The sequence below is a fragment of the Streptomyces sp. MMBL 11-1 genome (genome assembly GCF_028622875.1).
Classification (GTDB): domain Bacteria; phylum Actinomycetota; class Actinomycetes; order Streptomycetales; family Streptomycetaceae; genus Streptomyces.
This window is the reverse complement of record NZ_CP117709.1, coordinates 5,389,775-5,413,561: the sequence shown is the minus strand read 5'-3', so window position 1 is coordinate 5,413,561 and position 23,787 is coordinate 5,389,775. Positions and strand designations below refer to the sequence as shown.

Annotated in this window: 20 protein-coding genes and 1 pseudogene; 12 read left to right on the top strand and 9 right to left on the bottom strand. The window is 71.6% G+C overall.

The window, feature by feature from the left end:
* Positions 1-68 precede the first annotated feature (68 nt).
* From PSQ21_RS24265 to PSQ21_RS24250, 4 genes are all read left to right on the top strand, one after another.
* On the top strand, positions 69-281 hold the full coding sequence (locus PSQ21_RS24265; protein WP_274032934.1) for a hypothetical protein: 213 nt from the start codon (positions 69-71) through the stop codon (positions 279-281).
* Positions 265-777, top strand: coding sequence for a DUF6879 family protein (locus PSQ21_RS24260; protein ID WP_274032932.1), 513 nt, complete (start codon positions 265-267; stop codon positions 775-777). The genes PSQ21_RS24265 and PSQ21_RS24260 overlap by 17 nt, the downstream gene beginning before the upstream one ends.
* The gene (locus PSQ21_RS24255) at positions 761-1,597 is read left to right on the top strand and encodes a helix-turn-helix domain-containing protein (protein ID WP_274032930.1); all 837 of its coding nucleotides are present in this window, start codon (positions 761-763) and stop codon (positions 1,595-1,597) included. Before PSQ21_RS24260 ends, PSQ21_RS24255 begins: the two co-directional genes overlap by 17 nt.
* Before the next feature lie 139 nt (positions 1,598-1,736).
* Positions 1,737-1,967: a DUF397 domain-containing protein gene (locus PSQ21_RS24250; RefSeq protein WP_274032928.1), complete on the top strand. Its 231-nt coding sequence runs from the start codon at positions 1,737-1,739 to the stop codon at positions 1,965-1,967.
* Between the two features lie 681 nt (positions 1,968-2,648).
* On the opposite strand, the gene PSQ21_RS24240 is transcribed toward PSQ21_RS24250, so the two are convergent.
* Entirely contained in the window at positions 2,649-3,098 is a 450-nt protein-coding gene (locus PSQ21_RS24240; protein ID WP_274032925.1) for a PaaI family thioesterase, read from the bottom strand.
* Positions 3,099-3,204: 106 nt separating this feature from the next.
* Between PSQ21_RS24240 and PSQ21_RS24235 the strand changes: the two genes are divergently transcribed.
* The 4 genes from PSQ21_RS24235 (at position 3,205) to PSQ21_RS24220 (ending at position 7,144) form a co-directional block, all read left to right on the top strand.
* Complete coding sequence (locus PSQ21_RS24235; RefSeq protein WP_274032924.1) at positions 3,205-4,224, top strand: TY-Chap domain-containing protein; 1,020 nt, start codon at positions 3,205-3,207, stop codon at positions 4,222-4,224.
* Between the two features lie 242 nt (positions 4,225-4,466).
* A complete protein-coding gene (locus PSQ21_RS24230; RefSeq protein WP_274032922.1) occupies positions 4,467-5,447 on the top strand; it encodes a glycoside hydrolase family 6 protein in 981 nt (326 codons plus the stop codon).
* A 436-nt stretch (positions 5,448-5,883) separates the two neighbouring features.
* Positions 5,884-6,303, top strand: a complete 420-nt coding sequence (gene melC1, locus PSQ21_RS24225; RefSeq protein ID WP_274032921.1) for an apotyrosinase chaperone MelC1 — start codon at positions 5,884-5,886, stop codon at positions 6,301-6,303.
* Between the two features lie 16 nt (positions 6,304-6,319).
* The gene (locus PSQ21_RS24220; protein ID WP_274032920.1) at positions 6,320-7,144 is read left to right on the top strand and encodes a tyrosinase family protein; all 825 of its coding nucleotides are present in this window, start codon (positions 6,320-6,322) and stop codon (positions 7,142-7,144) included.
* 7 nt (positions 7,145-7,151) lie between these two features.
* Here the strand turns inward: PSQ21_RS24220 and PSQ21_RS24215 are convergent, their stop codons facing one another.
* Both PSQ21_RS24215 and PSQ21_RS24210 read right to left on the bottom strand, forming a co-directional pair.
* A complete protein-coding gene (locus PSQ21_RS24215) occupies positions 7,152-8,666 on the bottom strand; it encodes a DUF6056 family protein (RefSeq protein ID WP_274032919.1) in 1,515 nt (504 codons plus the stop codon).
* An 8-nt stretch (positions 8,667-8,674) separates the two neighbouring features.
* On the bottom strand, positions 8,675-10,198 hold the full coding sequence (locus PSQ21_RS24210; RefSeq protein ID WP_274032918.1) for a glycosyltransferase: 1,524 nt from the start codon (positions 10,196-10,198) through the stop codon (positions 8,675-8,677).
* Between the two features lie 365 nt (positions 10,199-10,563).
* On the opposite strand from PSQ21_RS24210, the gene PSQ21_RS24205 reads away from it, so the two are divergent.
* Complete coding sequence (locus PSQ21_RS24205; protein WP_443334429.1) at positions 10,564-12,657, top strand: TPM domain-containing protein; 2,094 nt, start codon at positions 10,564-10,566, stop codon at positions 12,655-12,657.
* A gap of 59 nt (positions 12,658-12,716) precedes the next feature.
* Positions 12,717-13,430, top strand: coding sequence for a PspA/IM30 family protein (locus PSQ21_RS24200; protein WP_274032917.1), 714 nt, complete (start codon positions 12,717-12,719; stop codon positions 13,428-13,430).
* 159 nt (positions 13,431-13,589) lie between these two features.
* Here PSQ21_RS24200 and PSQ21_RS24195 read toward each other — a convergent pair whose 3' ends face one another.
* From PSQ21_RS24195 to PSQ21_RS24175, 5 genes are all read right to left on the bottom strand, one after another.
* The gene (locus PSQ21_RS24195) at positions 13,590-16,157 is read right to left on the bottom strand and encodes a SpoIIE family protein phosphatase (protein WP_274035909.1); all 2,568 of its coding nucleotides are present in this window, start codon (positions 16,155-16,157) and stop codon (positions 13,590-13,592) included.
* Positions 16,158-16,379: 222 nt separating this feature from the next.
* The gene (locus tag PSQ21_RS24190; protein ID WP_274032916.1) at positions 16,380-16,865 is read right to left on the bottom strand and encodes an ATP-binding protein; all 486 of its coding nucleotides are present in this window, start codon (positions 16,863-16,865) and stop codon (positions 16,380-16,382) included.
* Positions 16,866-16,996: 131 nt separating this feature from the next.
* Positions 16,997-17,401: an NUDIX hydrolase gene (locus tag PSQ21_RS24185; RefSeq protein WP_274032915.1), complete on the bottom strand. Its 405-nt coding sequence runs from the start codon at positions 17,399-17,401 to the stop codon at positions 16,997-16,999.
* A gap of 271 nt (positions 17,402-17,672) precedes the next feature.
* Positions 17,673-17,873, bottom strand: coding sequence for a hypothetical protein (locus tag PSQ21_RS24180; protein ID WP_097868256.1), 201 nt, complete (start codon positions 17,871-17,873; stop codon positions 17,673-17,675).
* 226 nt (positions 17,874-18,099) lie between these two features.
* Positions 18,100-18,852: a GntR family transcriptional regulator gene (locus PSQ21_RS24175; RefSeq protein WP_274032914.1), complete on the bottom strand. Its 753-nt coding sequence runs from the start codon at positions 18,850-18,852 to the stop codon at positions 18,100-18,102.
* A gap of 400 nt (positions 18,853-19,252) precedes the next feature.
* Here PSQ21_RS24175 and PSQ21_RS24170 point away from each other — a divergent pair, with 400 nt between their 5' ends.
* A complete protein-coding gene (locus PSQ21_RS24170) occupies positions 19,253-20,674 on the top strand; it encodes a glycoside hydrolase family 18 protein (RefSeq protein WP_274032912.1) in 1,422 nt (473 codons plus the stop codon).
* 116 nt (positions 20,675-20,790) lie between these two features.
* Here PSQ21_RS24170 and PSQ21_RS24165 read toward each other — a convergent pair whose 3' ends face one another.
* Positions 20,791-22,377, bottom strand: a complete 1,587-nt coding sequence (locus tag PSQ21_RS24165) for a S8 family peptidase (protein WP_274032910.1) — start codon at positions 22,375-22,377, stop codon at positions 20,791-20,793.
* A gap of 228 nt (positions 22,378-22,605) precedes the next feature.
* On the opposite strand from PSQ21_RS24165, the pseudogene PSQ21_RS24160 reads away from it, so the two are divergent.
* A pseudogene (locus PSQ21_RS24160) lies at positions 22,606-23,727 on the top strand (threonine synthase).
* Positions 23,728-23,787: the final 60 nt, after the last annotated feature.

Below are 23,787 nucleotides of genomic sequence, written 5' to 3'. Positions count from 1 at the left end.
GAGCGCGCCCGTACCTTCATGGTCAACAGGGCGGTCCCGCGCCCTCTGCCACCCCTGGGGGTTCGAGTATGGCTCGCGAAGAGTTACAGCGGCTGACCGGCGAGAACGGAAACGGCGGCCCCTGCGGGCAAGGGGACTGCCCCAACGTCTACCGCACCCCTTCCGGCTCCTTCGTCGTGCAGGGCGACCTGTCAAACGCGTTCACCCCGCCGTCCGGTGAGGGCTTGGTCGAGATCCCGGAGGCTGTACTACGGGAGGCAATCCGTGCTCTTGGCTGGTGACGCCTGGGCAGCCAAGTTCCGTGACTTCCGATCGGAAGCGTGGCGCTTGGAGACACTGCCCCAGTATCTCGTCCCGCAGGAAACGGACGAGTTCCAAGCGTTCAAGCAAGGGGCCCGCTACCCAGGGCCGTACGAGGATGACTGGATAAACATGGTCCGCACCCGAACGGTGGGGCGAGTGCGCATCGTGCACCGTCCGCTGTCCGAGTACCTGGAGTTCGAGTTCGACCGGTACTACCGGCATCAGGCCCCGGCCGGGGAAGACATTCGCATCCTCGACGTGACCGACCGCCCCAACCCTCTCCCGAGCACGTTGAGCGACTTCTGGATGTTCGACCGCTCCACGGTCGTGCTCATGAACTACGAGAAGGACGGAACGCAGCTCAACCGGCAGCTTTTCGAAGGGGACGTGTCACCGTTCCTCGAATACCAGCGGATCGCGGTAGCCGAATCGGTGCCGTTCGAGGAGTACGTCCACGGTGGCCATCGAACCTGACGCCCTCGACCAGACAGGCCTGGAGCTTGCTGCCACGCTCAGGCAACTGCGTAGACAAGCCGGGCTCTCAGGGGCCCGGCTTGCCGCACGCTGCAACATGTCACAGTCCAAGGTCAGCCGCATCGAGGGCAACAAGGTCCGCCCGTCACTCGTGGACGTGGAGCAGATCCTCAAAGGGCTCTGCGCATCCCCAGCGGTAGCCGCCGAAGTAATGGCCATGGCGCGTATTGCTCAGACGGAGTGGCAGGACCGCAAGGCACTGCATCGTAAGGGGTTGGACAAGAAGCAACTTGAGCTGGCCGGCCTTGAGGCCGCGACCACCGATTTTCGGTTCTTCCTCCTGTCCATGGTGACGGGCTTGCTTTCGACCCCGGAGTACATCCGGGCAAGCATCCTTGACGCTCCGCCGACGCAACAAGCAAGAGCCGTGGGCATGAAGCTGGAACGCCAAGCGGTCCTACTCGACCGCTCCAAGAGATTCACATTCATCCTCACGGAACAGGCGGTCCGGTACCCACTGGTCGCACCGGACGCCATGGCCATGCAGATCGACCACATATCCTCACTCGCCCGCCAAGCCAATATCAGCATTGCACTGCTTCCATTGTCGGTCCGATACAGCAGTACACCTTTGTCCACGTTCACCGTGTACGACCACCGCCTAGCCACCATCGAGACGGACCTCGGCACAGCGGTATTCCGCGACCCCAGGGACGTTCGCTCACTCCTCGACCGATTCGCGTTCTACGAAGGCCAGGCCGTCACAGGCGACGCCGCACAGGAGTTGTTGATTCAGTGGGCTTGGTCATTCCGAAACTGATCTTTAGTCCATCACGCGCATAATCCGTGACGACTTCCGTCCTCAGGGGATGAGCTCCATGAGGAAGCCGCCCCGATTCCCTGTCGAGGCGGCGGTCGGCCCCACCCCGGGCCGGTCAACCGATCAGGAAGGTACGCGCATGATCGACGGCAAGAAGCTGTACGCACTCGACATCAGCAGCGCCCGGTTCACGAAGGCGTGCGGCGGCAACACTCACCCGGACGGCGAGTCCTGCGTCACTCTCGCCCGTATCGGCGATGACGCGTGGGCCCTGGGCGACTCCAAGCGCCCCGACGCGACCCCGCTCAGGTTCACCACGGCCGAGCTGGACGCGGCCGGCATCACCCCTGCCGCGTTCGGTCTGGCCTGAGCCGCTCCGTCAACACATTGGATCAGGAGCGCCGTTGCACCACCATGGGTACCTCTGGACCGGTTCCCGGGAAGTCTTCGACCGGGAAGGCGACAGGCGTCCGCCTGCGGACGATCCTCCGCCCCCGCCGACGGGCGAGGACGACAAGGACGGGCACCGTTTGCATCAGCGGTACCGCGAGGCCGCAGCAGAATTCCGTACGGGCGGCGTGCCGCCGGTGCGGACCGCGCATTGGTTGCTGAAGCCTGCCGCTCTCGTGTGCGGTACGTGGCAAGAACCGCAGGGAGCGGTGGCATGGCTCGACGACAGGTTGAGGGAGTACGCGTCCCGGTTCGACTCCCGGCAGGAGCGGGAACCGGACCACCTGTCCACGCGCGTGGCCGGGGCGTTGGAGCGACTGTCATGGGGTGGTGACGTGTCGTGGGGGATCTATCTCGCACGGCCGTCGTACTTGTCCTTGGCGGTCGTGACCTGTTCACCGAACAGAGCTGAGCCGCACACTCCGTGCCCCGTCGGGGCGTAGGCGGCCGGGCTCCTCAACCGGCCCCGGCCCTCTCTCGGGGGTCGGGGCTCTTGTCTTCGCCGTGCCGGGCGGGCGACGGGGAGCACAGCGGGCGAAGGCCGTACCGGGCGAGCGGGGCGGCACGTGGTGGGGGCAGTTCGGCGGCGCGCACACCGGGGTCACCCGGTCGCGGTCGGCTCCGGCGGCCTTCCGGAGGCGACGGCGATCGTGCCCTGGGCCACCGCGCAGAGGGTTTCCATCCCTGCGGTGTCCACCATCAGCAGATCGCAGCGGCAGACGACCCGGGTGCGGCCGGGGCGGACCACCTGGGCCCGCGCGCGCAGCACCTCGCCCCGGGCCGGGCGCAGATAGTCGATGGTGAAACCGGCGGTCAGGACGGACGGGCCGGCGGCCGCGCCCGCCGCGAAGGTCAGGGCGTTGTCGGCCGCGTAGCTCAGGACGCCGCCGTGGACGAAGCCGTTCTGCTGGCGCAGTTCGTCCCGTACGTCCAGCTCCAGGACGGCCGCTCCGTCACCGAAGGCCGTCAGCCGCGCGCCCAGCAGGACGCTGAAGGGCTGGGCATCCAGAACCTGCCGGCCGAACGCGAGTTGCGAGGCGTGTGCCTCCATGTCCCACCTCTCATCCCTGGTGCGGTGAGCGTCGCCTCCCGGGCAGCGGTCCGTCAACATCGGGCCCCCGGAATCGCGTCGGCACCGGGCCACTACTGTCTGCCGGATGGAGAACATGATCCCCCGGGGCAGTTGGCTCGGCGACGACACCTTCCGCGAGCTGGTGCGCGAGGTCATCCCGCTCCGCTTCGGCTCGTGGAGCCTGTCGGAGTTCGAGCACGCCACCTCGGAGCTGGGCTGGGAGCTCCGGGAGCCCAAGGAGATCGTGGGCCAGGTCTGGCGCAGGTTCGCTCCCCGGAAGGGGCCCCGGAGCGGCTACGGCACGGTGATCTCCGACGCCTCGGCCCCCGATCAGGTGCGCAAACTGAACGTACGCGTCGTCGACCTGCCCGCCGACGACACAGCCTCCGCCGCCGGTCTCGTCCGCGCCGCCTGGTGGGTCATGGAGGACGAGCTGGGCCCGCCCGCGATGTGGGGAGGCGACTCCGGCCCGTGGATGCTGTGGCGGCTCCCCGGCGCCTGCCTCCTCGTGCACTCGCACGACGAGGGCGAGGTGAGCCTCGAACTCCTGCCTCCCGACGCGGACGCCGACGCCGCCGGACGCGGCTATTCCCGTGGCCGCTGGCGCGCCGCCGACCCCGCCGGTCCGCCGAGCGCGCCCGTCGCGTCGCAGGCGACCGGCACCACGTGGGACGAGGTGGAGAAGCACCTGTCCGAGACTCTGCGCTCCCTCGACTACGACACCCCGTTCTTCCCCGGCAGGTTCATCCTGCACCTGGGATCCGCCGACGATCCCCAGCGCTTCGTCCAGGGCTGGAGTCAGGATCTGGGTCTCGTCATCGAAGCCACCGGCTATCTGCACCAACCGGACGCGGCCGACCCCGACCGGCTGGCGCGGAGTGGCTGGAAGTCCTCCCCCTCGGTCTGGCAGCGCCGCTTCCCCGACGCCATGGACGACCCCGCGCACGCGGCCACGGCCGCCCGCATGCTCGTCGGGGAACTCCGGCATCTGGGCGTCGGCCTGGCCGACCTCTCCTACGACGGAACCACGACCGGTCGCGGGCGCGGCTTCCACCTCGACCTGCCGGACCTGGGAATCCCCCGCGTCCACCGGCCCGCCGTCTGAACACGGTCGCGGTTCCCCGAAGGCCCCGCACCGGGGAGCCGCTGCTCCGGGCTCATTGACAGCGGGGCGCCCCGCTGTCACCGTCTCGTCTGACGACGGCAGTCGCGGACCGAAGCCCCACCGGCCCGCCGCACGCACTTCCCACCGCCCCACGCGCCTTCCCCCCATTCACGCGTCTCCCACCCCCCATCACCTGCGCGGCCGTCGTCGGTTGGGAGCGCTCCCACAGAAGGGCCGCACGCATGAGAAGACTCCTGCGCACCCTCGCCGTATCGGCGTTCGCCTGTCTGCTGCTTCCCCTCGGCACCGGGCAGCAGGCCACGGCGGCCACCACGTCGGCCGACCCGATCGGCATGACCGACGGCTTCTACACCGACCCGCACTCGACGCCCGCCGCCTGGGTCGCGGCGAACCCCGGAGACGGGCGGGCCGCCGCCATCCGCGACAACATCTCCTCGCGCCCCATGGCCCGCTGGTTCGGCTCCTGGAGCGGGGACATCGGGGCTGCGGTCGGCTCTTACGTGGGCGCCGCCGACGCCGCCGACAAGCTGCCCGTCCTGATCGCGTACAACATCCCCGGCCGCGACGCCTGCGGCGGGCACTCCGGCGGCGGCGCGGGCACCCCGAGCGCCTACCGCACCTGGATCTCCGCGTTCGCCTCGGCCATCGGCGCGCGGCCCGCCCTGGTGGTCATCGAGCCCGACTCCCTGGGCGACTTCAGCTGCCTGAACCAGGCTCAGATCGACGAGCGCAACGGAATGCTCAAGGACGCGCTCGCCCAGTTCGCCGCCCACGCCCCCAACACCTGGACCTATCTGGACGCCGGAAACCCGGCCTGGATCGGCGCGGCCACCATGGCGCAACACCTCGACGGCGCGGGAGCCCGGCAGGCGCACGGCTTCTCACTGAACGTCTCGAACTACTACGGCACCGGCGAGAACTCCGCGTACGGCAACGCCGTCAACGGGTCCCTGGCGGCGTCCTACGGCTATACGAAGCCGTACGTCATCGACACCAGCCGCAACGGAAACGGCTCCAACGGCGCGTGGTGCAACCCGGGCGGGCGCAGGACGGGGGCGGTCAGCCAGACGGGCGGCGGGGCCGAGATGCTGCTGTGGCTGAAGACCCCCGGCGAGTCCGACGGCGACTGCGGAGTCGGCGCCGGCTCCGTGGCCGGGCAGTTCCTGCCGGAGGTCGCGTACAAGATGATCTACGGGTACTGAGGAACGGAACCGGTCCGCCCGCCCCGGCCCCGCGTCAGTTCTCTCAGGCAGAGGGAACGGCGTCGGCCGGGGCGGTGTGCCAGTTGGTGACGACCGGCCTGTCGACCGTGATGGTGCCGACCTTCAGGTACTTCCGGCCATGCGCAGATGATCGTTCCGGTGGGCGACAGCGCGACGGATATCGCAAATCCTTCACTGGCAGGGCACGTACGCGGCAAGACCTGCGCCCTCCGACGCCTCAAGCACCGGCGCGAAGCGGCACGGGAGGCCGGCGGACACTCTCTGTCCCCCCTGTGTCCGTGAAGACCTGTCCATATGAGAGCCAACCTCTTTTTCCCTGCTTATGCGGACGGTCACCCCCGTGTAGACATGATCACGGCGGCCCCGGACACCACCCGGGGGGCCGCCTCCCTCATGTTCTGGAGGTACATCCGGCATGCCCAAACCCACTCGCCGTCAGGCCCTCGGAGCCGTCATCGGCGTCGCCGCAACCGGAGCGCTCGTCGGTATGGCCGCCGCGTCCACGGAGACCGTGGCGGCCGAGGCCACGAGCAACGACCGCACACCCGGCGGGACCGGAGCACCCGGTTCCTTCGATGAGGTCTTCAAGGGCCGCCGTATCCAGGGCACGCCCACCGAGGCCCACGCGCACGCCGGACACGGTGGACACGCCGGACACGGTGCCTACCGCGTGCTGATCGACGGCCGTGAACTGCCCGTCATGCAGCACGGGAAGAGCGGCTGGAGCAGCACGATCAACCACTACGAGCGCTTCGCGACCCCGCTGGAGGCCGCTCGCACGGCGGTCATCTCGCTCAAGGGCGCCGTCATCGTTCCGTTCGACCCCACCGCCTGACCCGGGAGCAGCAGCCATGACCGTACGGAAGAACCAGGCGAACCTCACGGCCCCCGAGAAGAAGGCCTTTGTCGACGCGGTACTGGAGGTCAAACGCACGGGGGTGTACGACACATTCGTGCAGACCCACCTCACGCGGTTCTCGATAGACATGAACTCCGGCGTGTACGTGGGCCACTTCGGGCCGTCGTTCCTGCCCTGGCACCGCAAGTTCCTCATCGATTTCGAGAACGAACTGCAGAAGGTCGACGCCTCGGTCTCGATTCCCTACTGGGACTGGACCGCCGACAACACCGTCGGCTCCTCGCTCTGGGCCCCGGACTTCCTCGGGGGCACCGGACGCGTCCTGGACGATCAGGTGATGGACGGCCCCTTCGCGTATTCCGGCGGGAACTGGACGATCAGCGTCTCGGTCGACAGCCGCCCCTTCCTCGCACGCCGGCTCGCCTACCGCGTTCCCACGCTCCCGCCCCGGTCCGAGGTCGACGCGGCCCTCGCCATGCCCACCTACGATTCTCCGCCCTTCCGCGACGGCTCGGCCGGCTTCCGCTCCACCCTGGAGGGCACCGCGGGGTACATGAGCATGCACAACCGGGTGCACACCTGGGTCTGGGGCCACATGGAGACGAGCGTCTCCCCGAACGACCCGGTGTTCTGGCTGCACCACTCGTTCGTCGACAAGCTCTGGGCCGACTGGCACGCGCTCCACCCGACGAGCGCCGAGTACCTCCCCGCCGGGGGGACGGTCGATGTGATCGACCTGAACGAGACCATGCCGCCCTGGCCCAACACCACCCCGCAGGACATGCTGGACCACACGCAGTTCTACACGTACGCCTGAGTCATCGTCACGGGGCGTCCCTGGTCCCGTCCGTGACCCGGTCGAGCCCGTAGAGGTCGGCGACGCAGCCTCCGGGCCAGTACGAGCGTCCGCCCTGGCTGAACGGCTCCAGCATGTTGCTGATCACCAGGCGCTCGTACGGCAGGACCCGCTTCCCGGCCTCCGCCCCCTCGCGGAGCCGGCGGTCCTGGGCGTCCCACTTCTCGGCCCGGGCCCGCATCGCGGTCTCCAGGTTGGTCAGCGCCACGGCCGGGCCGACGCACACCAGGACGCAGAGCGCGGCGCACACGGCCTTCGCCGGGGCGGTGCGGCGGGGGTGCCGGCGCAGGGCCATGCCCAGCAGGGCACCCGCGCCGACGAGCAGGATCACGTACAGCAGGAGGTAGTCGTTCCACAGCCGGTTGGCGCCCGGGTCGCTCACCCGGTCGCCGAACACCGGATAGGCGATGACCGTGCAGAGGTAGCCGGAGACGAGGAGCGCGAGCACTCCGGCGGCGATGAGCAGGGGCACGTGGGCGGGCGGGCGGGGCGGTGTCCCGTCCGCCCGTCGGCACAGCAGCCCCAGCAGGACGCCTGCGGCGACCGCGCCGACGTACTGCCAGGTCGTGGCCACGGTGACGGCGATCTCGGCGAACGCGCGCAGCGACGCGGTGAGGGAGTCGGGGGCGAGCAGGGAGGTGGTCTCCGCGCCGAACCGGTCCCTGCGGCGCGTGGAGCCGGGTGAGGTGATGAGGACGACGGCCCCGGCCGCCGTCCCGGCGATGCCCGCCGCGCACCAGCGCCGGACGAACCCCCGGTCGGGGGCGGGGACGACCCGGCCGGAGAGCAGGAGCGCGGTCAGGAGCACCACCACGACGACGATCGCCGTCTCCTCGGACAGCGTGGCGAGGAAGGCGCCCATGAGCGCCGCGACGGCGAGCGCGAGGACCCGCCCCCGGCGGGAGCGGGCGAGCAGGAACGGGATCAGCGCGGCGCAGGCCAGGACGGGCGGCAGGGTGTGCGAGACGGACGCCGCGGGCCAGTAGAACGTCTTGTACGTGTTCGGCGTGACGAACAGGAAGAGCGCGGTGCTCAGGGCCGCGAGCAGGAGCGGCAGGCCGCGCGGGGTGCGCAGCCGGGCCCGGCGCAGGGCCAGGACGGCCACCGCCCAGAGGACCGCGAGCACCAGGGCCCCGCTGATCAGGGGGTACCACTGGTGTCCCGCGACCTGGAACTTCGCGTACGCGCCGACCAGGAGGGCGTTGGCGACCCGCCCGTTGTCGTCGAAGTAGAACTTCCCCACGAGGCCCATGACGCCGTCGTCCCGTACGGCGGGCAGGAAGCACCAGTCGTCCGCGCCGGGCCGCACCCACCGCCCGAACCAGGACGCGGCGGCGAGCAGGGCGAGCGGCGGGAGCGCGAGGGCGCTCACCCAGAGGGCGGTCCAGGGTCGGTCCGAGGGGCGCCCGGCAGCCGGGTCCGACGTCTCCTCGCCCCTCCGCGGCTTCTCCGGGGCGGCGGTCACGGGAACGTCGTCGGACATCGCGGACGTCACCCCTCCTGGGACGAGCGGGTGGGCAGCGGTCCGGGCACCGGACGGCCGGCCTGCGGTCCGGCCTGCGGCACCGCCGTGGCGGCCCTGGACCGGCCCGAGGTGATCGCCCACCGGGCCAGCAGGAACGAGACCGGGGTGACGAGGACGCCCGCCGCCAGCGCGGCGAGGTTCTTGTCCATCCCGAGGCCGCTGACCGCCCCGTAGAGCAGCGCTCCGGACGCCACCAGGTTGACCAGGCTGGAGAGGGGATAGCGGACGAACCCGTGCCAGGTCGGCCGCGTCCGGCAGGTGACGTAGGAGTTGAGCAGGAACGAGCACACGATGCTGACCGCGTAGCCGACGACGTGCGCGGTCAGGTACGGGATCCAGCGGTTCAGCGAGGCGTAGATCCCGAGGTAGACGGCGGTGTTCACGCAGCCGATGAGGACGAAGCTGCCGAACTGGCGGGCGGTACGGGACCGGCCGGGGGCGCCGGTCGCGGGGGCCGGGGCGGGGGCTTCGGCCATGGCGGCCGGGGCGGGGGGCGTGGCGCGTTCGCCCGGGCCTCCCGTGAGTCGCGGGCGCGACGGCGGGCCGGCCGGCAGCGCCCGCCGGGTCGCGTCGGTCTCCCGCACGACGTAGGGCGGGCGGTGTTTCGCCTCGTGGTAGATGCGGCCCACGTACTCGCCGATGACCCCGAGCGTCACCAGCTGGATGCCGCTGAGGGCGACGACGGCGGTGAGGAGGGTGGCGTAACCGGGGGTGTCCGCGCCGTGCAGGACGACGCCCACGACCGTCCACAGGGCGTAGACCAGGGCCGAGACGAAGACCCAGAAGCCGGTGTAGATCGCGAGGCGGAGCGGCCGGTTGTTGAAGGAGAGCAGTCCGTCGATGCCGTAGTTCAGCAGCCGCTTGCTGCCCCATTTCGACCGGCCCGCCACCCGCTCGCTGTTGCGGTAGCGGAAGGTGACCGTGTCGAAGCCGATCCAGGAGAAGATCCCCTTGGAGAAGCGGTTGCTCTCGGGAAGGGACAGCACGCTCTCCACCGCTCGCCTCGACAGCAGCCGGAAGTCGCCCGAGCCGTCGATGAGCTCCACGTCCATGCAGCGGCGGACGAGCGCGTAGTAGGTGTGGCTGAGGGTGCTGCGGAGCATGCCCTCGCCCGCGCGGTCGCGGCGCGGGATGACCTGGTCGTAGCCGTGCCGGTGCAGTTCCAGCATGCGGGGGATCAGCTCGGGCGGGTGCTGGAGGTCGGCGTCCATGATCACCACGGCCGCCCCGCGCGACATGCGGAGGCCGGCGAGCATGGCGGCCTCCTTGCCGAAGTTGCGGCTGAAGGCGGTGTAGTGGATGCGCGGGTCACGGGCGGCGATGGCGCTGAGCAGCGGGCGGGTGCGGTCCCGGCTGCCGTCGTCGACGTAGCAGATCTCGAAGCTGTCCCCGAGGGAGTCCAGGACGCCGAGCAGGGCGGCGTGGAAGGACTCGATGACCTCGGCCTCGTCGAAGCACGGCACGACGACCGACAGCTGAAGGCCAGTCACACGCCACCTCCGGACTTCGGGCCCCTCGTGGGTGCCGGACCTCACCGGCGCGGGCACCGTCGGCCTCCGGCACCGGGCCCCGGAACGCGCCACGTCCGCCCATCTGACGACGGACGGCTGCCCCCGTCCCTCCGTACACGCGCGGGGGTGTCTCTTTCCCGCGCCCTTTCATGCGAACAGCCGACGCGGGTCGGCAGTACGCCGGGTCGCGAGGGTCAAAAAGCACACATAGCCTCGCAAAGGTGATATTTCATCCACGGACACGGCTCCGGAGCACCGCCCCCGGCGGTGCCCGGCTTCCCTGCCGGTCCACCGGCCCTCCGGCCGGCCCTCGCAGCGGCCCTCCCGCCGGTCCTCGCAGCGGCCTGCGCGTCGGCCGCGCTCTCGCCGGCCTCCTCGCCGTGCTGGCCGCCGTGTGCTGGCTGGTGCTCCCCGCCGCCGCGACCGCCCGTGCCGACGACCCCGTCGAGCTGTCCCGGGAGGGGCAGGTCACCGACCGGGTGGGGGCTCTGGGCGACCGGGCGGGGCAGGTGGAGGACGCGCTCGACCGGTTGTACGACGACGAGCGCCTCCAGCTCTTCGTGGTGTACGTACGTGATTTCTCCGGCCGGTCCGGACAGACGTGGAGCGACGAGACCGCCGACCGCAACGGCCTGGGCCAGGACGACGTGCTGCTCTCCGTCGCCACCCACGACCGCCAGTACGCCTACTCCGTCGACGCCGGGTCCCCGCTGACCGACGAGCAGCTGCGGGAGGTGGCGGGCACCGCGATCGAACCCGCGCTGCGGGAGAACGACTGGGCCGGGGCCGCGATCGGCGCTGCCGACGGCTACGGCTCCGTACTGGCCGGACGTCCGGTGACCGCCCCCGCCATCACCCCGGGGCCCGCCGACCCCGGTACGGACGGCTCCGGCTCCACCGGCGCCCGCGACATCATCCTGCCGGTGGTCGTCGTGGCGGGCGTGGGCGCGGTCGGCGCCTACGCGTACGCCCGGCGCAGACGGCGTACGACCACCCGCACCACCCCGGCGGCCACCGGCTGGGGCCGGGGCGCGGGGGCGGGCGGTGCGCCGGAGCCGCTGCCGGAGCTGGACGGGCGGGCCAAGGAGGCGCTGGTGGACACCGACGACGCGGTACGCACCAGCGAGGAGGAACTCGGTTTCGCCACCGCCCAGTTCGGCGAGGAGGCGGCGAAGCCCTTCACCGAGGCGGTAGCGCGGGCGAAGGACGAGCTGACGCGGTCGTTCCGGTTGCGTCAGCAGCTCGACGACGCCTTCCCCGAGGACGACGCGGCCCGCCGCCTGATGCTGGAGGAGATCCTGCGCCGGTGCGCGACCGCGAACGAAGGCCTGGACACCGTCTCCGAGGACTTCGACCGGCTGCGGGCCCTGGAACGTACCGCGCCGGAGGCCCTGGCCACCGTGGACGCCAGGCGCCGCGCCCTCGCCGGGCGGGTCGCGGCGGCCGAGTCGGGCGTCGCCGGGCTGCGCGAACGGTACGGGGAGGGCGCCGCCGCGCCCGTGGCGGCCGACGTCGAGCAGGCGAAGGACCGGCTGGCCTTCGCGGCCCCGGCCGTGGAGCAGGCCCGTACGGCGGTCGAGGACGGCGAGAACTCCCGGGCCGCGGTCTACATCCGGGGAGCCGAGGGCGCGGTGGGCCAGGCGGGCACGCTGCTGGACTCGGTGGACCGGCGGGCGGCGGAGCTGGGCGAGGCCGCGCGGAAGCTGCCCGCCGCGGTGACCGAGACGGAGACCGACCTCGCGGACGCGGGCGGGCTGCTCGAAGGGGCCGCCGAGGGAGCGTCGACCGCCGGTCTGCGCGGCCGGATCGCCCGCGCCGAAGCCGTGCTCACCGATGTGCGGGCCGCCACGGCCGCCGGACCGTACGACCCGATCGACGCGCTGCGCCGGGTGGAGGAGGCGGACGCGGCCCTGGACGAGGCGCTGGCGGGGGCCCGGGACCAGGAGCGGGGCGAGGCGAAGGCCCGGTCCCTCCTCGATCAGGCGATGCTCACCGCCCGGTCCGCGATCGGGGCGGCGGCCGACTACATCACGACCCACCGGGGTGCGGTCGGCAGCCAGGCCCGTACCCGGCTCACGGAGGCACAGCGGCGGTGGGAGCGGGCCCGGGAGCTGACGGCCACGGACGCGCGGGGGGCACTGGCCGAGGTGCGGCAGGCGGACGCGCTGGCCGGGCAGGCGATGAGCCTGGCCGAGCAGGACGTCCGCGGCTTCGGCTCCCCGCGGGGGCCCGGCTCCCCGCAGGGCGGCGGCATGGGCGGGGCGGTGCTCGGCGGCATCATCCTCGGCGGGCTGTTCGGCGGCGGCCGGGGCGGGGGCATGGGCGGCGGCTTCGGCGGCGGGTTCGGCGGCGGCCGGTCCGGCGGCTTCGGCGGCGGGCCCGGCAGCTTCGGAGGGGGCGGGACACGGGGCCGCCGGGGCGGTGGCGGCCGCTTCTGAACGACCGGCAGGGCAGGACCACAGCACATGAACCGTCTCGATCTCCAAGGAGCCATCCCATGTCCAAGCAGACCGTCCTCGGCCGCGTCACCCAGCTCGCGAAGGCCAACATCAACGCCCTGATCGATCAGGCCGAGGACCCGCAGAAGATGCTGGACCAGCTGATCCGGGACTACACGAACAACATCGCGGAGGCCGAACAGGCGGTCGCGGCCACCATCGGCAACCTCCGGCTGATGGAGCAGGACCACAAGGAGGACGTCGAGGCGGCGGCCGAGTGGGGCGGCAAGGCGCTGGCCGCCAGCCGGAAGGCCGATGAGCTGCGCGGGGCGGGGTCGGTCGCGGAGGCCGACAAGTTCGACAACCTGGCGAAGGTCGCGCTGGGCCGCCAGCTCCGGTCCGAGCAGGAGGCGAAGACGGCCGGGCCCACGATCGCCTCGCAGAGCGAGGTCGTGGACAAGCTGAAGTCGGGGCTCGACCAGATGAAGGCCAAGCTCTCCCAGCTGAAGGCCAAGCGTGACGAGCTGGTGGCCCGTTCGAAGTCCGCGCAGGCGCAGAACCGGATGATGGACGCCGTGAAGACCATCGACGTCCTCGACCCGACGAGCGAGCTGAGCCGCTTCGAGGACAAGGTGCGGCGCGAGGAGGCGAAGGCGCTGGGCAAGCAGGAGCTGGCGGCCTCCTCGCTGGACGCCCAGTTCGAGGAGCTGGACAGCCTGGGAGACAGCGCGGAGGTGGAGGCCCGGCTGGCTGCCCTGAAGACGGGCGCGTGACGCCCGGTGCGCGGGCGCCTCGCGCGCAGCGGGAGCGTCACGCCCGGTGCACGAACGCCTTGCGCGCGGGCGCGTGACGCCTGGTGCGGGGGCCGGGTGGGAAACGTGCCCTCGCGGGCGGGGGGGGTTCTCGTCAGCACCCTCGCGAGCCTCGCGGGCTCAGTACATGCTCAGCAGCTGCTCCACGGAGAGCTCGGCGGCCGGAGCCCCGTCCGGCAGGGCCAGTTCGAACCACACGGTCTTGCCGCGCGGGGTGCGGCGCGAGCCCCAGGCGGCGCTGAGCAGGCCGACCAGCTGGAGGCCGCGGCCCCCCTCGTCCGTGTCGCGGGCGCGGCGGCGGCGCGGCTGGACGAGGCCGGCGTCCCACACCTCGCAGACCAGGGTGCGGTCGCGCAGCAGCCGGAGCCGGATCTCGCCCTCGCCGTAGCGCAGGGCGTTGGTGACCAGTTCGCTGACGAGGAGTTCGGTGGTGTCGACCAGGTCGTCGAGGTCCCAGGCGACCAGCTGTGAGCGGGCCAGCTCACGGGCGCGCCCCACGGAGCGGGGTTCGCGCGGCAGCGTCCAGTCCCCGACCGCCTCCCCGGGGAGCCCCTGGATGCGGGCCATCAGCAGGGCGATGTCGTCCTCGCCGTGCCGGGTGTCGAGCGTGCTCAGCACGTGGTCGCAGGCCCCCTCCAGCTCCATCTGCGGGCCGGTGAGGACGGCCCGCAGCGCGTCCAGGCCCTCGTCCAGCGGCTGGTCGCGGGATTCGACGAGGCCGTCGGTGTAGAGGGTGAGCAGGGCGTTCTCGGCCAGCTCGACCTCGACCTCCTCGAACGGCTCGCCACCGACGCCCAGCGGCATGCCCGGCGGTACGTCGATGAGCCGGGCGGGCCGGCCGGGCTCGACGACGGCCGGAGGGAGGTGCCCGGCGTTGGCGAACGTGCAGCGCCGGGTGACCGGGTCGTAGACCGCGTACACGCAGGTCGCGAGATACACCTCGGAGAGGTCCGCCTCGCGGGACTTCTGCGCGGCGCGGGAGGGCCACTGCGCTCCCCCGCTGCCGCCGAGGCCCTCGCTGCGCTCGCCGCCGCCCGGGGAGCCGAGGCCGCGGGCCACCTCGTCCAGGGCGGAGAGCACTTCGGCCGGCTCCAGGTCGAGGAGGGCCAGGGTCCGCACGGCGGTGCGCAGTTCGCCCATGGCGACGGCGGCGCGCAGGCCGCGGCCCATGACGTCGCCGACGACGAGGGCGGTGCGGTGGCCGGGCAGCTCGATCACGTCGAACCAGTCGCCGCCGACCTCGGTGGCGGTGTTGCCCGGCAGATAGCGGCAGGCGATGTCGAGGCCGGCGGCCTCCGGGTCGCCGGGGGGCAGGAGGCTGCGCTGGAGGATGAGGGCGCGTTCGTGCTCGCGGCGGTAGAGGCGGGCGTTGTCGATGCAGACGGCGGCGCGGGCCGCCAGTTCGGTGGCGAGCGCCCGGTCGCGTTCCCCGAACGGCTCGCTGCCCTTCGTACGGGAGAACTGGACGAGGCCGACGACGGTGTCGTGCGCGACCATGGGCACGGCGAGCGTCGACTGCACGAAGCCCATCTCGTCGCCGGGGACGTCCTCGACCCGGCCGGAGCGCAGCGCGACGGCGCAGGGCGAGCCGAAGGCGAAGCGGTGGACGGAGCCGAGCGCGGGCGGCAGGTCGTCCGGGCCCGGGGGGCCGCTGCCCGCCACGGCGGTGTGCAGGGCGTCGGCGACCGCGCTGGCGTGGGCCACCCGGCGCAGCTCCGCCGAGCCTCCGGCGGACTCGCGGTGGGCGGGCGCCCAACTGCCGGGAGCGGCCTCCTCGCCGGTGAGCAGTCCCTGGTAGAGGTCGACGGCGGCGAGGTCGCAGAAGCCGGGGACGGCCACGTCGAGGAGCTCGCGGGCGGTGGTCTCCAGGTCCAGGGAATTGCCGATGCGGGCGCTGGCCTCGTTGAGGAGGGCGAGGTTGCGGCGGGCGCTGGCGGCCTCGCGGGCGGCGATGTGGCGGCGGGTGACGTCGGTGGCGAGGCCGGCGATGCCGACGGGGCGGCCGGCCCCGCTGTGCACGCGGTAGAGGTTCATGGACCAGTGGCGGCGCTCGGTGCCGCCGGGTGCGGTGCCGACGAGCTGGAGGTCGGTGACCGACTCCCCGGTCTCCAGGACCCGTTTCAGAGTGGCGGACAGCCGGTCGGCCTCGGCCCGCGGCAGATAGTCCTCCACCGTGCGGCCCCGGTGGTCCTCGGCCGCGCCGCCGAAGACCGTGGCGAAGCGCTGGTTGGCCCGAACGACGGCGAAGTCCGTGCCGAACAGAACGAAGCCGAAAGGAGATTGGCCGAATATGGCCTGGGAGGCGGCGAGGTCCGTCTCGATGCGCCGCAGGGCCCGGACGTCCACGACGATACAGAGGGCGGCCCGCTCCCCCCGGCCCGTCAGACTCGGCATCACATAGACCTCGGCGACGCCGTGCGCCCCGCCCTCGCCCGGCATCCGGAACGGGACGAGGCCCGTCCACTCCTTGCCGTCGAGGATCTCGCCGACCCGCCGATGACCGTCCGAGCGCAGCTCGGCGGGCATGAAGGCCTCCACCGGGTCACGGCCGATCGCCTCGGTCGAGGACATGCCGAACAGACCGGCGGCCCGGCTGCTCCACTGCTCGATCAGACCGTCGGGGCCGATCGAGAAGGAGGCGACCCTGATGTAGTCATAGATCGAGCCGGGCGGACTGCTCTGCCACACGACGTCGCCCGTGGTCCCGACGGCATCACCGACATCACCCGTTGTCCCAGGTATTTCGCTCACGCGACCGTCCCCTCCAGCTCACACACCGGACCGGTCCTGCCCGCAGTATTCAGCACTACGGCCCCGACCGACACGGCGTTCACGATCACAGCAAGGTCTCGGTCCCTTTCAGCCAGGTTCTGCCCGACCTCTGGTGATCGCTGCGCGTCCCCCACTCTCCTAACCAGGGAGAGCCAGCTCGAACCACACCGTCTTGCCACTCTTTCCCCGACGGGTCCCCCAGCGGCGCGCGGAACAGGCCACGAGCTGGAGTCCCCGGCCGCCTTCGTCGTCGGGACCCGCACTGCGTGCGGTGGGTGGATCCGGAAGCGGATCGGAGACTTCCACCAGCAGCACCGGGACGGTGGCAGGGCGGTCGGCGAGCGGAATTCTCCGATGGGCGAGCGGAGGACGTCCACCGGGGTGCGGAAGGTCCCCGTCCGCGTGCGACTGGACCAGGCGTACGCCGATGGGCCCGGAGGCGTAGCGGAGGGAGTTGGTCACCAGCTCGCTGACGAGCAGGACCGCCAGGTCGCCCACCGCGGCGTCGAGACCCCAGGTGCCCAGCGCTCCCCGGACGGCGTGCCGGGCGCTCCGCACGGAACCGGGTTCGGCGGGGAAGGCCCACTCGGCGCAGTCGCCTTCGGTATCGATCACACCGATCACTTCCCAGGGACGACCACGGGCGCACCCCCTATGCAAATGGGGACTAAACAGCCCATACCCACCATTTGTTACTCGCTACCGCGTAACCTGGCGTTTAGTGCAGACGGGTGAACGCACACCACGGCCGGAGGTCAGCTCAGCGCGCCCGCCGCCCTGAGATCATCGAAGAGCAACTGGTCCACGGGGGGCACGAGGGCCCGGTCGGCGAAGGAGAACCACGCCATCTCCTCGATCTCGGCGCTCGCGGCGAGCGTGCCGCGGTAGTCGCCGTAATAGCAGCTCATCCGTACGACGGCGGCGCCGGGCCGGTCGTCCACGGGCGCTTCGTACGTCCCGGCGTGGACGACGGTCTCCCGGATCAGGCCGACCGTCAGCTCCTCCTCGACCTCGCGCAGGAGGGTCTGCAGATCGGTCTCCGCGCCCTCACGCTTGCCGCCCGGGATGTAGAAGACGTCCTTGCCCCGGGGCCGCGCGCAGAGGATCCTGCCGCCCTCGATCCGTACCCACGCCACCGTGTCGATCAGCACCGCCACCACATCCGCCCCGCTCGCCCCACTTCCGGCGGCGTCCGCGCCCCGGTCCGGGCGGGACCCTACCGCCCCGGCCGGCCACCCACGGAACGCGGGGCGCGACGAGGGCGGAGGGCACGGGAGGAACGAGAGGAGCGGCAGAGGAGCGGCAGAGGCGCGACAAGGGCGCACGCGGGCGCGAAGCGCTCCGGGGAAGGCCCCGTGGAGCGTCCGGGGAGGCCGTGGGGCCCGGGAGGGCGGAACGGCCCCTCTGGGGCCCACGCCGCCGTCCGCCGCGTCAGGGCCCGGTGCCCTGACCCACACGCTCCACCCGGTAGACCTGGTGGCGATGGCGGTCGTCGAGGCCGTCGGCGACCTTCTGCGCCTCGGCCTGCGTGGCGTACCTGCCCACGCGGTAGCGGTTGCCGCCGTCGTCCTGCCGTATCACCTGCCAAGGGAGCACGGCGCCGCTGTCGCTCATCGTGTCGCTCCCCCGCATATCGCCCCTCTTCGCACCGGCATGCACGCCTCTAAGGATCCCCAGGAAACCGCAGTACGCATATGCCCGAGCGTACGCCTGACCTTCACTCAGTGCAGGCGGGTTTGCACAAAGAGATACACATCCGGCCACCACGAAAGGGGCGCATTCGAAGAAAGCGCCCCCTCGTGTCCCATGCGCCCCGGCCGGCGCGCCCCCGAACGGCCCGACGGGGCGTCACCTCACCTCATCTCACGGGCAGGTGGTACGCGACGCGGTACCGGTCCGCCGGCACCACCACGTCGGCCGTCTCCACCGCCCGGCCCGAGGCGTAGTACGTACGCCCGATGACGATGACCACATGGCCGGGCACACCGCCGAGCGCCAGGAGCTCCTCCGCCAGCCCCGGGCGCGCGCCGACCTCCTCGGCGACGTTGTCCACGACGACGTCGATCGCGGCCATCCGGTCGACCACCCCGCAGCCGCCCAGCGGCCCTTCCTCCGGAAGCATCACGGGCGTCCGGCCGGTGACGGCGAGCGGCTCCCAGGAGGTGGAGAGCATGATCGGCTCGCCCGCCTCCCGGAAGACGTAGTGCGTGCGCATCACGCGGTCGCCCGGCTCGATGCCCAGCCGCTCGGCGATCTCGGGGCTCGCCCCCTCCTGCTCACTGCGGGACTCCCAGGTCCCGCGCGCCCCCTCGGCCGTCTGCTCCTGCCGGAACGGGCTGGCGCCCTTGTCCGGCCGGTAGCCGGAGCGCGCGATCATGCGAGGTACGGGGCGCTCGCGCACATAGGTGCCGGAGCCGGAGCGGCCCTCGACCAGCCCCTCCGCCATCAGGACCTTTCGCGCCTCCAGGGCGACGGTGTCCGAGACCCCGTACTCCTCCCGGATGCGAGCCTGCGACGGCAGGCGGGTATGGGGCGGCAGCGCGCCGTTGACGATCTTCTCCCTGAGATCGCTCGCCACGCGCAGATAGGCGGGCTGCTCACCGAATGTCACAGGCCACTCCCAACAGGTTGACAGTCTGCAACAGCCTGGCAACCGTGGGTTGTACACCGCAAGCATGGGCCAGAGTTTCACCCAATGTGATGATCTGGTGGCGGTCCACGCATATCCCGGACGTGGACACCAGATCAGTACCGGACGGTCCTCGATTTCCGCCCCGCCGAGCGCCACACCGGCTCCGCCCGGCGCCGCACCGGCCCTGTCCGGCGCCGCACCGGCCGACACTGCCGCACCTGAACCGCCGCCGAAGTCGGCAACTCCCGGACTCTTGACCATTTTTGGTCCAGACCAATACCTTCCTGTGCACAGCACGGCTCCCGCACTTCCTTCCGCTCACCTTCCGCATTCCTCCCGCACCGGATCACGCACCGGATCACGCACAGGAACGAGCCTCATGCGCCGAAGAAACCTGTCCCGAATGACCACCGCCGGCGTCGCCCTGGCCCTGCTGGGGGGCATCGCACCCGCGGCCACGGCCAGCGCCGACCACGGCCGGAGCGACGGCGGCGACCGCGACAGGGGCCACCACCGCCCCGCGTACAAGAGCATCGGCTACTTCACCCAATGGGGCGTCTACGGGCGCGACTTCCAGGTCAAGGACCTGGACACCAGCGGGGCCGCGGCGAAACTGACCCACATCAACTACGCCTTCGGCAACGTCAACGCCGAGGGCAAGTGCTTCACCGGCAACATCCCCGGCCAGGCCGACGCCTGGGCGGACTACGCCCGCCCGCTCGACGCGGCGGGATCGGTCGACGGCGTCGCCGACACCGACACCCAGCCGCTCGCGGGCAACTTCAACCAGCTGCGCGAGCTGAAGGCCAAGCACCCCGGCCTCAAGGTCATGATCTCGCTGGGCGGCTGGAGCTACTCCACCCACTTCTCCGACGCGGCCCGCACGGCGGCCTCCCGCAAGGCGCTCGTCGCCTCCTGCATCGACCTGTACATCAAGGGCAACCTCCCGGTGGACGGGGCACGCGGCGGCGACGGCGCGGCGGCCGGCCTCTTCGACGGCATCGACGTCGACTGGGAGTGGCCCGGCTCGGCGGGCAACGAGGGCACCGTCTTCCGCCCGGAGGACAAGAAGAACTTCACCGCCCTGATCCACGAGTTCCGCACCCAGCTCGACGCCTACGCCAAGAGCCAGGCGAAGGCCAAGGAGAAGGCGGCCAAGGGCAAGGGCAAGGGCCACGGGCACGGGCACGGGAAGCCGAAGCCGAAGCATTACGACCTGTCGGCCTACGTGGCGGCCAACCCGAAGGCGATCGACGCGGGTTTCGACGTGAAGCGCCTCATGAAGGACTTCGACTTCGTCAACATCCAGGGTTACGACTACCACGTCTCCGGTGAGAAGAAGACGGCCCAGCAGTCGGCCCTGTACGCGAAGAACGACTTCAGCGTCGATCAGACCGTGCGCGACTGGGTACGCCGCGGCGCGCCCAGGCACAAGCTCGTGATGGGCATGCCGACCTACGGCCAGGGCTGGACCGGAGTGAGCGGTGGCGGCACGGGCATGGGGCAGCCGGCCACGGCCCCGGCTCCGGCCACCTGGGGAGCGGGCTACGAGGACTACAAGGTCCTGAAGCAGCTGGCCGCTTCGGGGGCGTACACGGTCCACCGTGATGTGAAGAACGGCCACGCGTGGCTGTTCGACGGCACGACGCTGTGGACCTACGACGACCCTCAGGTGCTGCGCGCCAAGGCCGCGTACATCCGGGACAAGGGTCTCGGCGGGGCGATGTTCTGGTCGCTGGACGGGGACACGGAGAACGGTGAGCTGATCACCGCGGTCCACCGCGGGCTCAACCGCCGCTGACACCGCGGCTGACACCGAAGGGCCGGGGCGACCGCGTCACGCGGTCACCCCGGCCCGACTCACGGGATGGATCAGGTCTCCGGTTCAGCGGTCCGGCCCGGAGCCCCTGGGCGGGTTCAGAACTGGAGCGCCCAGCTGTTGATCCGTCCGGTGTCGGCGTTCGCGTTGTCGCTGACCCGGAGCTTCCAGGTGCCGTTGGCGACCTCGGAGGAGGCGTTGACGGTGTACGTGGTGACCACGTTGTCGCTGCTGCCGCCGGAGCCGTACGCCTTCAGGTTGTAGACCGAACCGTCGGGCGCGACCAGGTCGATCCTCAGGTCGCCGATGTAGGTGTGCGAGATGTTGACCGGGACGCTCAGCGCGGCCGGGGCGTTACCGGTGACTCCGGTGACGGTGACCGGTGATTCGACGGTGGCGTTGTCGTTGATCGCGTACCCGGTGGTGTTCTCGAACTTCTTGCCCGGGGGCGGCGTGGTGCCGCCCGCGCCCACGTACAGCAGCCGGTTGGGCGAGCCGCTGCCCGGGTTGGTGACGACCCCGGTGGTGGAGGCCGCGACGAGGCCGGCGGAGACCTGGGCGGGGGTCGAGCCCGGGTTGTCGGCGAGGTAGAGGGCGGCCGCGCCGGCGACGTGCGGACTGGCCATCGACGTGCCGGAGATGGTGTTCGTGGCGGTGTCGCTGGTGTGCCACGACGAGGTGATCGAGGAGCCGGGGGCGAAGATGTCCACGATCGAGCCGTAGTTGGAGAAGCTGGAGCGGGCGTCGGTGTTGGTCGTCGAGCCCACCGTGATCGCCTCGGCGACACGCGCCGGCGACTTGGTGGAGGCGTTGGTCGACTCGTTGCCCGCCGCGACGGCGTAGGTGATGCCGGAGGCGATGGACCGGCGCACGGCGGCGTCGAGCACCGAGTCCGCGCCGCCGCCGAGGCTCATGTTGGCGACGGCCGGCTTGACGGCGTTGGCCGTCACCCAGTCGATGCCCGCGACGACCCCCGCGGTGGTGCCCGAACCGCTGTTGTTCAGCACCCGGACGCCGACGATCTTGGCCTTCTTGGCCACGCCGTACGCGCTGCCCGCCACGGTGCCCGCCACGTGCGTGCCGTGGCCGTTGCCGTCCTGCGACACGTTGTCGTTGTCCACGGCGTCGAAGCCGTTGAAGGCCCGGCCGCCGAAGTCGCTGTGGCTGATCCGTACCCCGGTGTCGATGATGTAGGCGGTGACGCCCTCGCCGGCCTTGTCGGGGTAGGTGTAGCGCTGGTCCAGCGGGAGGCTCCGCTGGTCGATCCGGTCCAGCCCCCAGGAGGGCGGGTTGTTCTGGGTGGCGGAGGCCGTGAAGGTGCGGTTCTGCGAGACGGACGCGACGGCCGGGTCGGCGGCGAACTTCTTCGCCTCGGCGGCCGATGCCTCGACCGCGTAACCGTTGAGGGCCGAGCGGTAGGTCCGTTCGATGCTCGCGCCGTACTTCTTCGCGAGGGCCTTGCCCTGGGCGGTGTGGGACTTCGCGGCCGAGTCCTTCAGCGTCACGATGTAGCTGTCGCTGATGGCGCCCGGGGCGCCCGCGTTCAGGATCACGCCTTCGGGTGCGCGCTCGGCCGCGGTCGCCGGGAGGGCGGCGGTGGCGAGGGCGACGGCGGCTGCGGTGGCTATGACGGTCGCCGCGGCGAGTCTTCGACGGGCCTGGGGGGTGTGACGCGTCACTGACATCTGAGGGGTCCTCCTCATAGGCGGTGCTCTGGTGGGGGGTGGTGCCGGAGCCACACGACGACTCCGGACAGGGGCATGACAAATCAGCCGGCCGAACGCCCCGTTTTCTGCGTCGTCCGGTGAGCCGCATGCCCTGCTGCCAGCGAAAGATTGACCGATCCATGGCGAACTCACAAGGGTGCCTTGGCATGTGGCATACGTGTGGCATTCACCTGCCATACGCCTGACATGCTGGTGCGCATGACGGCCTATCACTGCCCCGTGGACGGGACCCGGTCCGAGATCACCGCCCTGACCTGGTGCTGCCCGGTCTGCCGGGGCCCCTGGGACCTCGACTTCACCCCCGCCCGGGGCGCGGCGCCGAACCCGTCTGCCGGGCGGGCCGATTCATTGTGGCGTTACGAGGAATTCCTGCCGCTCACCGCCCCGCCGATCTCCCTGGGCGAGGGCCGCACCCCGCTCGTCCCCCTCACGGACACCGTCTCGGCGAAGCTCGACTACCTCATGCCGACGCTCTCCTTCAAGGACCGGGGCGCGGTGATGCTCGCGGAGCTGGCCCGGCGGCTGGGGCCGGAGCGGGTCGTGGCGGACAGCACCGGCAACGCGGGCACGTCGATCGCCGCGTACTGCGCGCGGGCGGGGCTCCCCTGCACGGTGTAGGTCCCCGAGGGCACGTCCCCGAAGAAGACCGAGCAGATCCGGGCCCACGGCGCGCGCCTGGTCACGGTCCCGGGCGGCCGGGAGGCGACCTCGGGGGCCGCCCGCGCGGCGGCTGACGAACCGGGGGTCTTCTACGCCTCGCACGTCTTCAACCCGTACTTCCTGCACGGGACGAAGACGTACGTGTACGAGCTGTGGGAGGACCTCGGCGGCCGGCTGCCGGACGCGCTGGCCGTCCCGGTCGGCAACGGCACCCTGCTGCTGGGCGCGGCCCTCGCCACCGCCGAACTGCACGCGCTCGGCCTGATCGAGACCCGCCCCCGGCTGGTCGCCGTGCAGGCCGAGGCGGTCTCCCCGCTGGCCGCCGCCTTCCACGCGGGCGCGGACGACCTCCCTCCGGCGGACCCGGCCGCCGTGGTTCCCGCCACCCTCGCGGAGGGCATCGCCATCCCCCGTCCGCCGCGCGCCCGGCAGATCCTGGCGGCGGTACGGGCCTCGGGCGGCACGTTCCTGACGGTGTCGGAGGACCACGTCCGCGAGGCCCAGCGGGATCTGGCCGCGCGCGGCCTCTACGTCGAGACGACGGGGGTGGCCTGCTGGGCGGCGGTGCGGGAGGGGAACGGTGCCGGGCGGGGCAGTGTGGTGGTGCCACTGTGCGGGGCGGGGCTGAAAACGGGCCTGGCGGGGTGAGGAGGCCGCGTCCCCCGGCCCGGCACCCGGGCGGGCGCGGCCGTCCGAGGAACGCGGCCC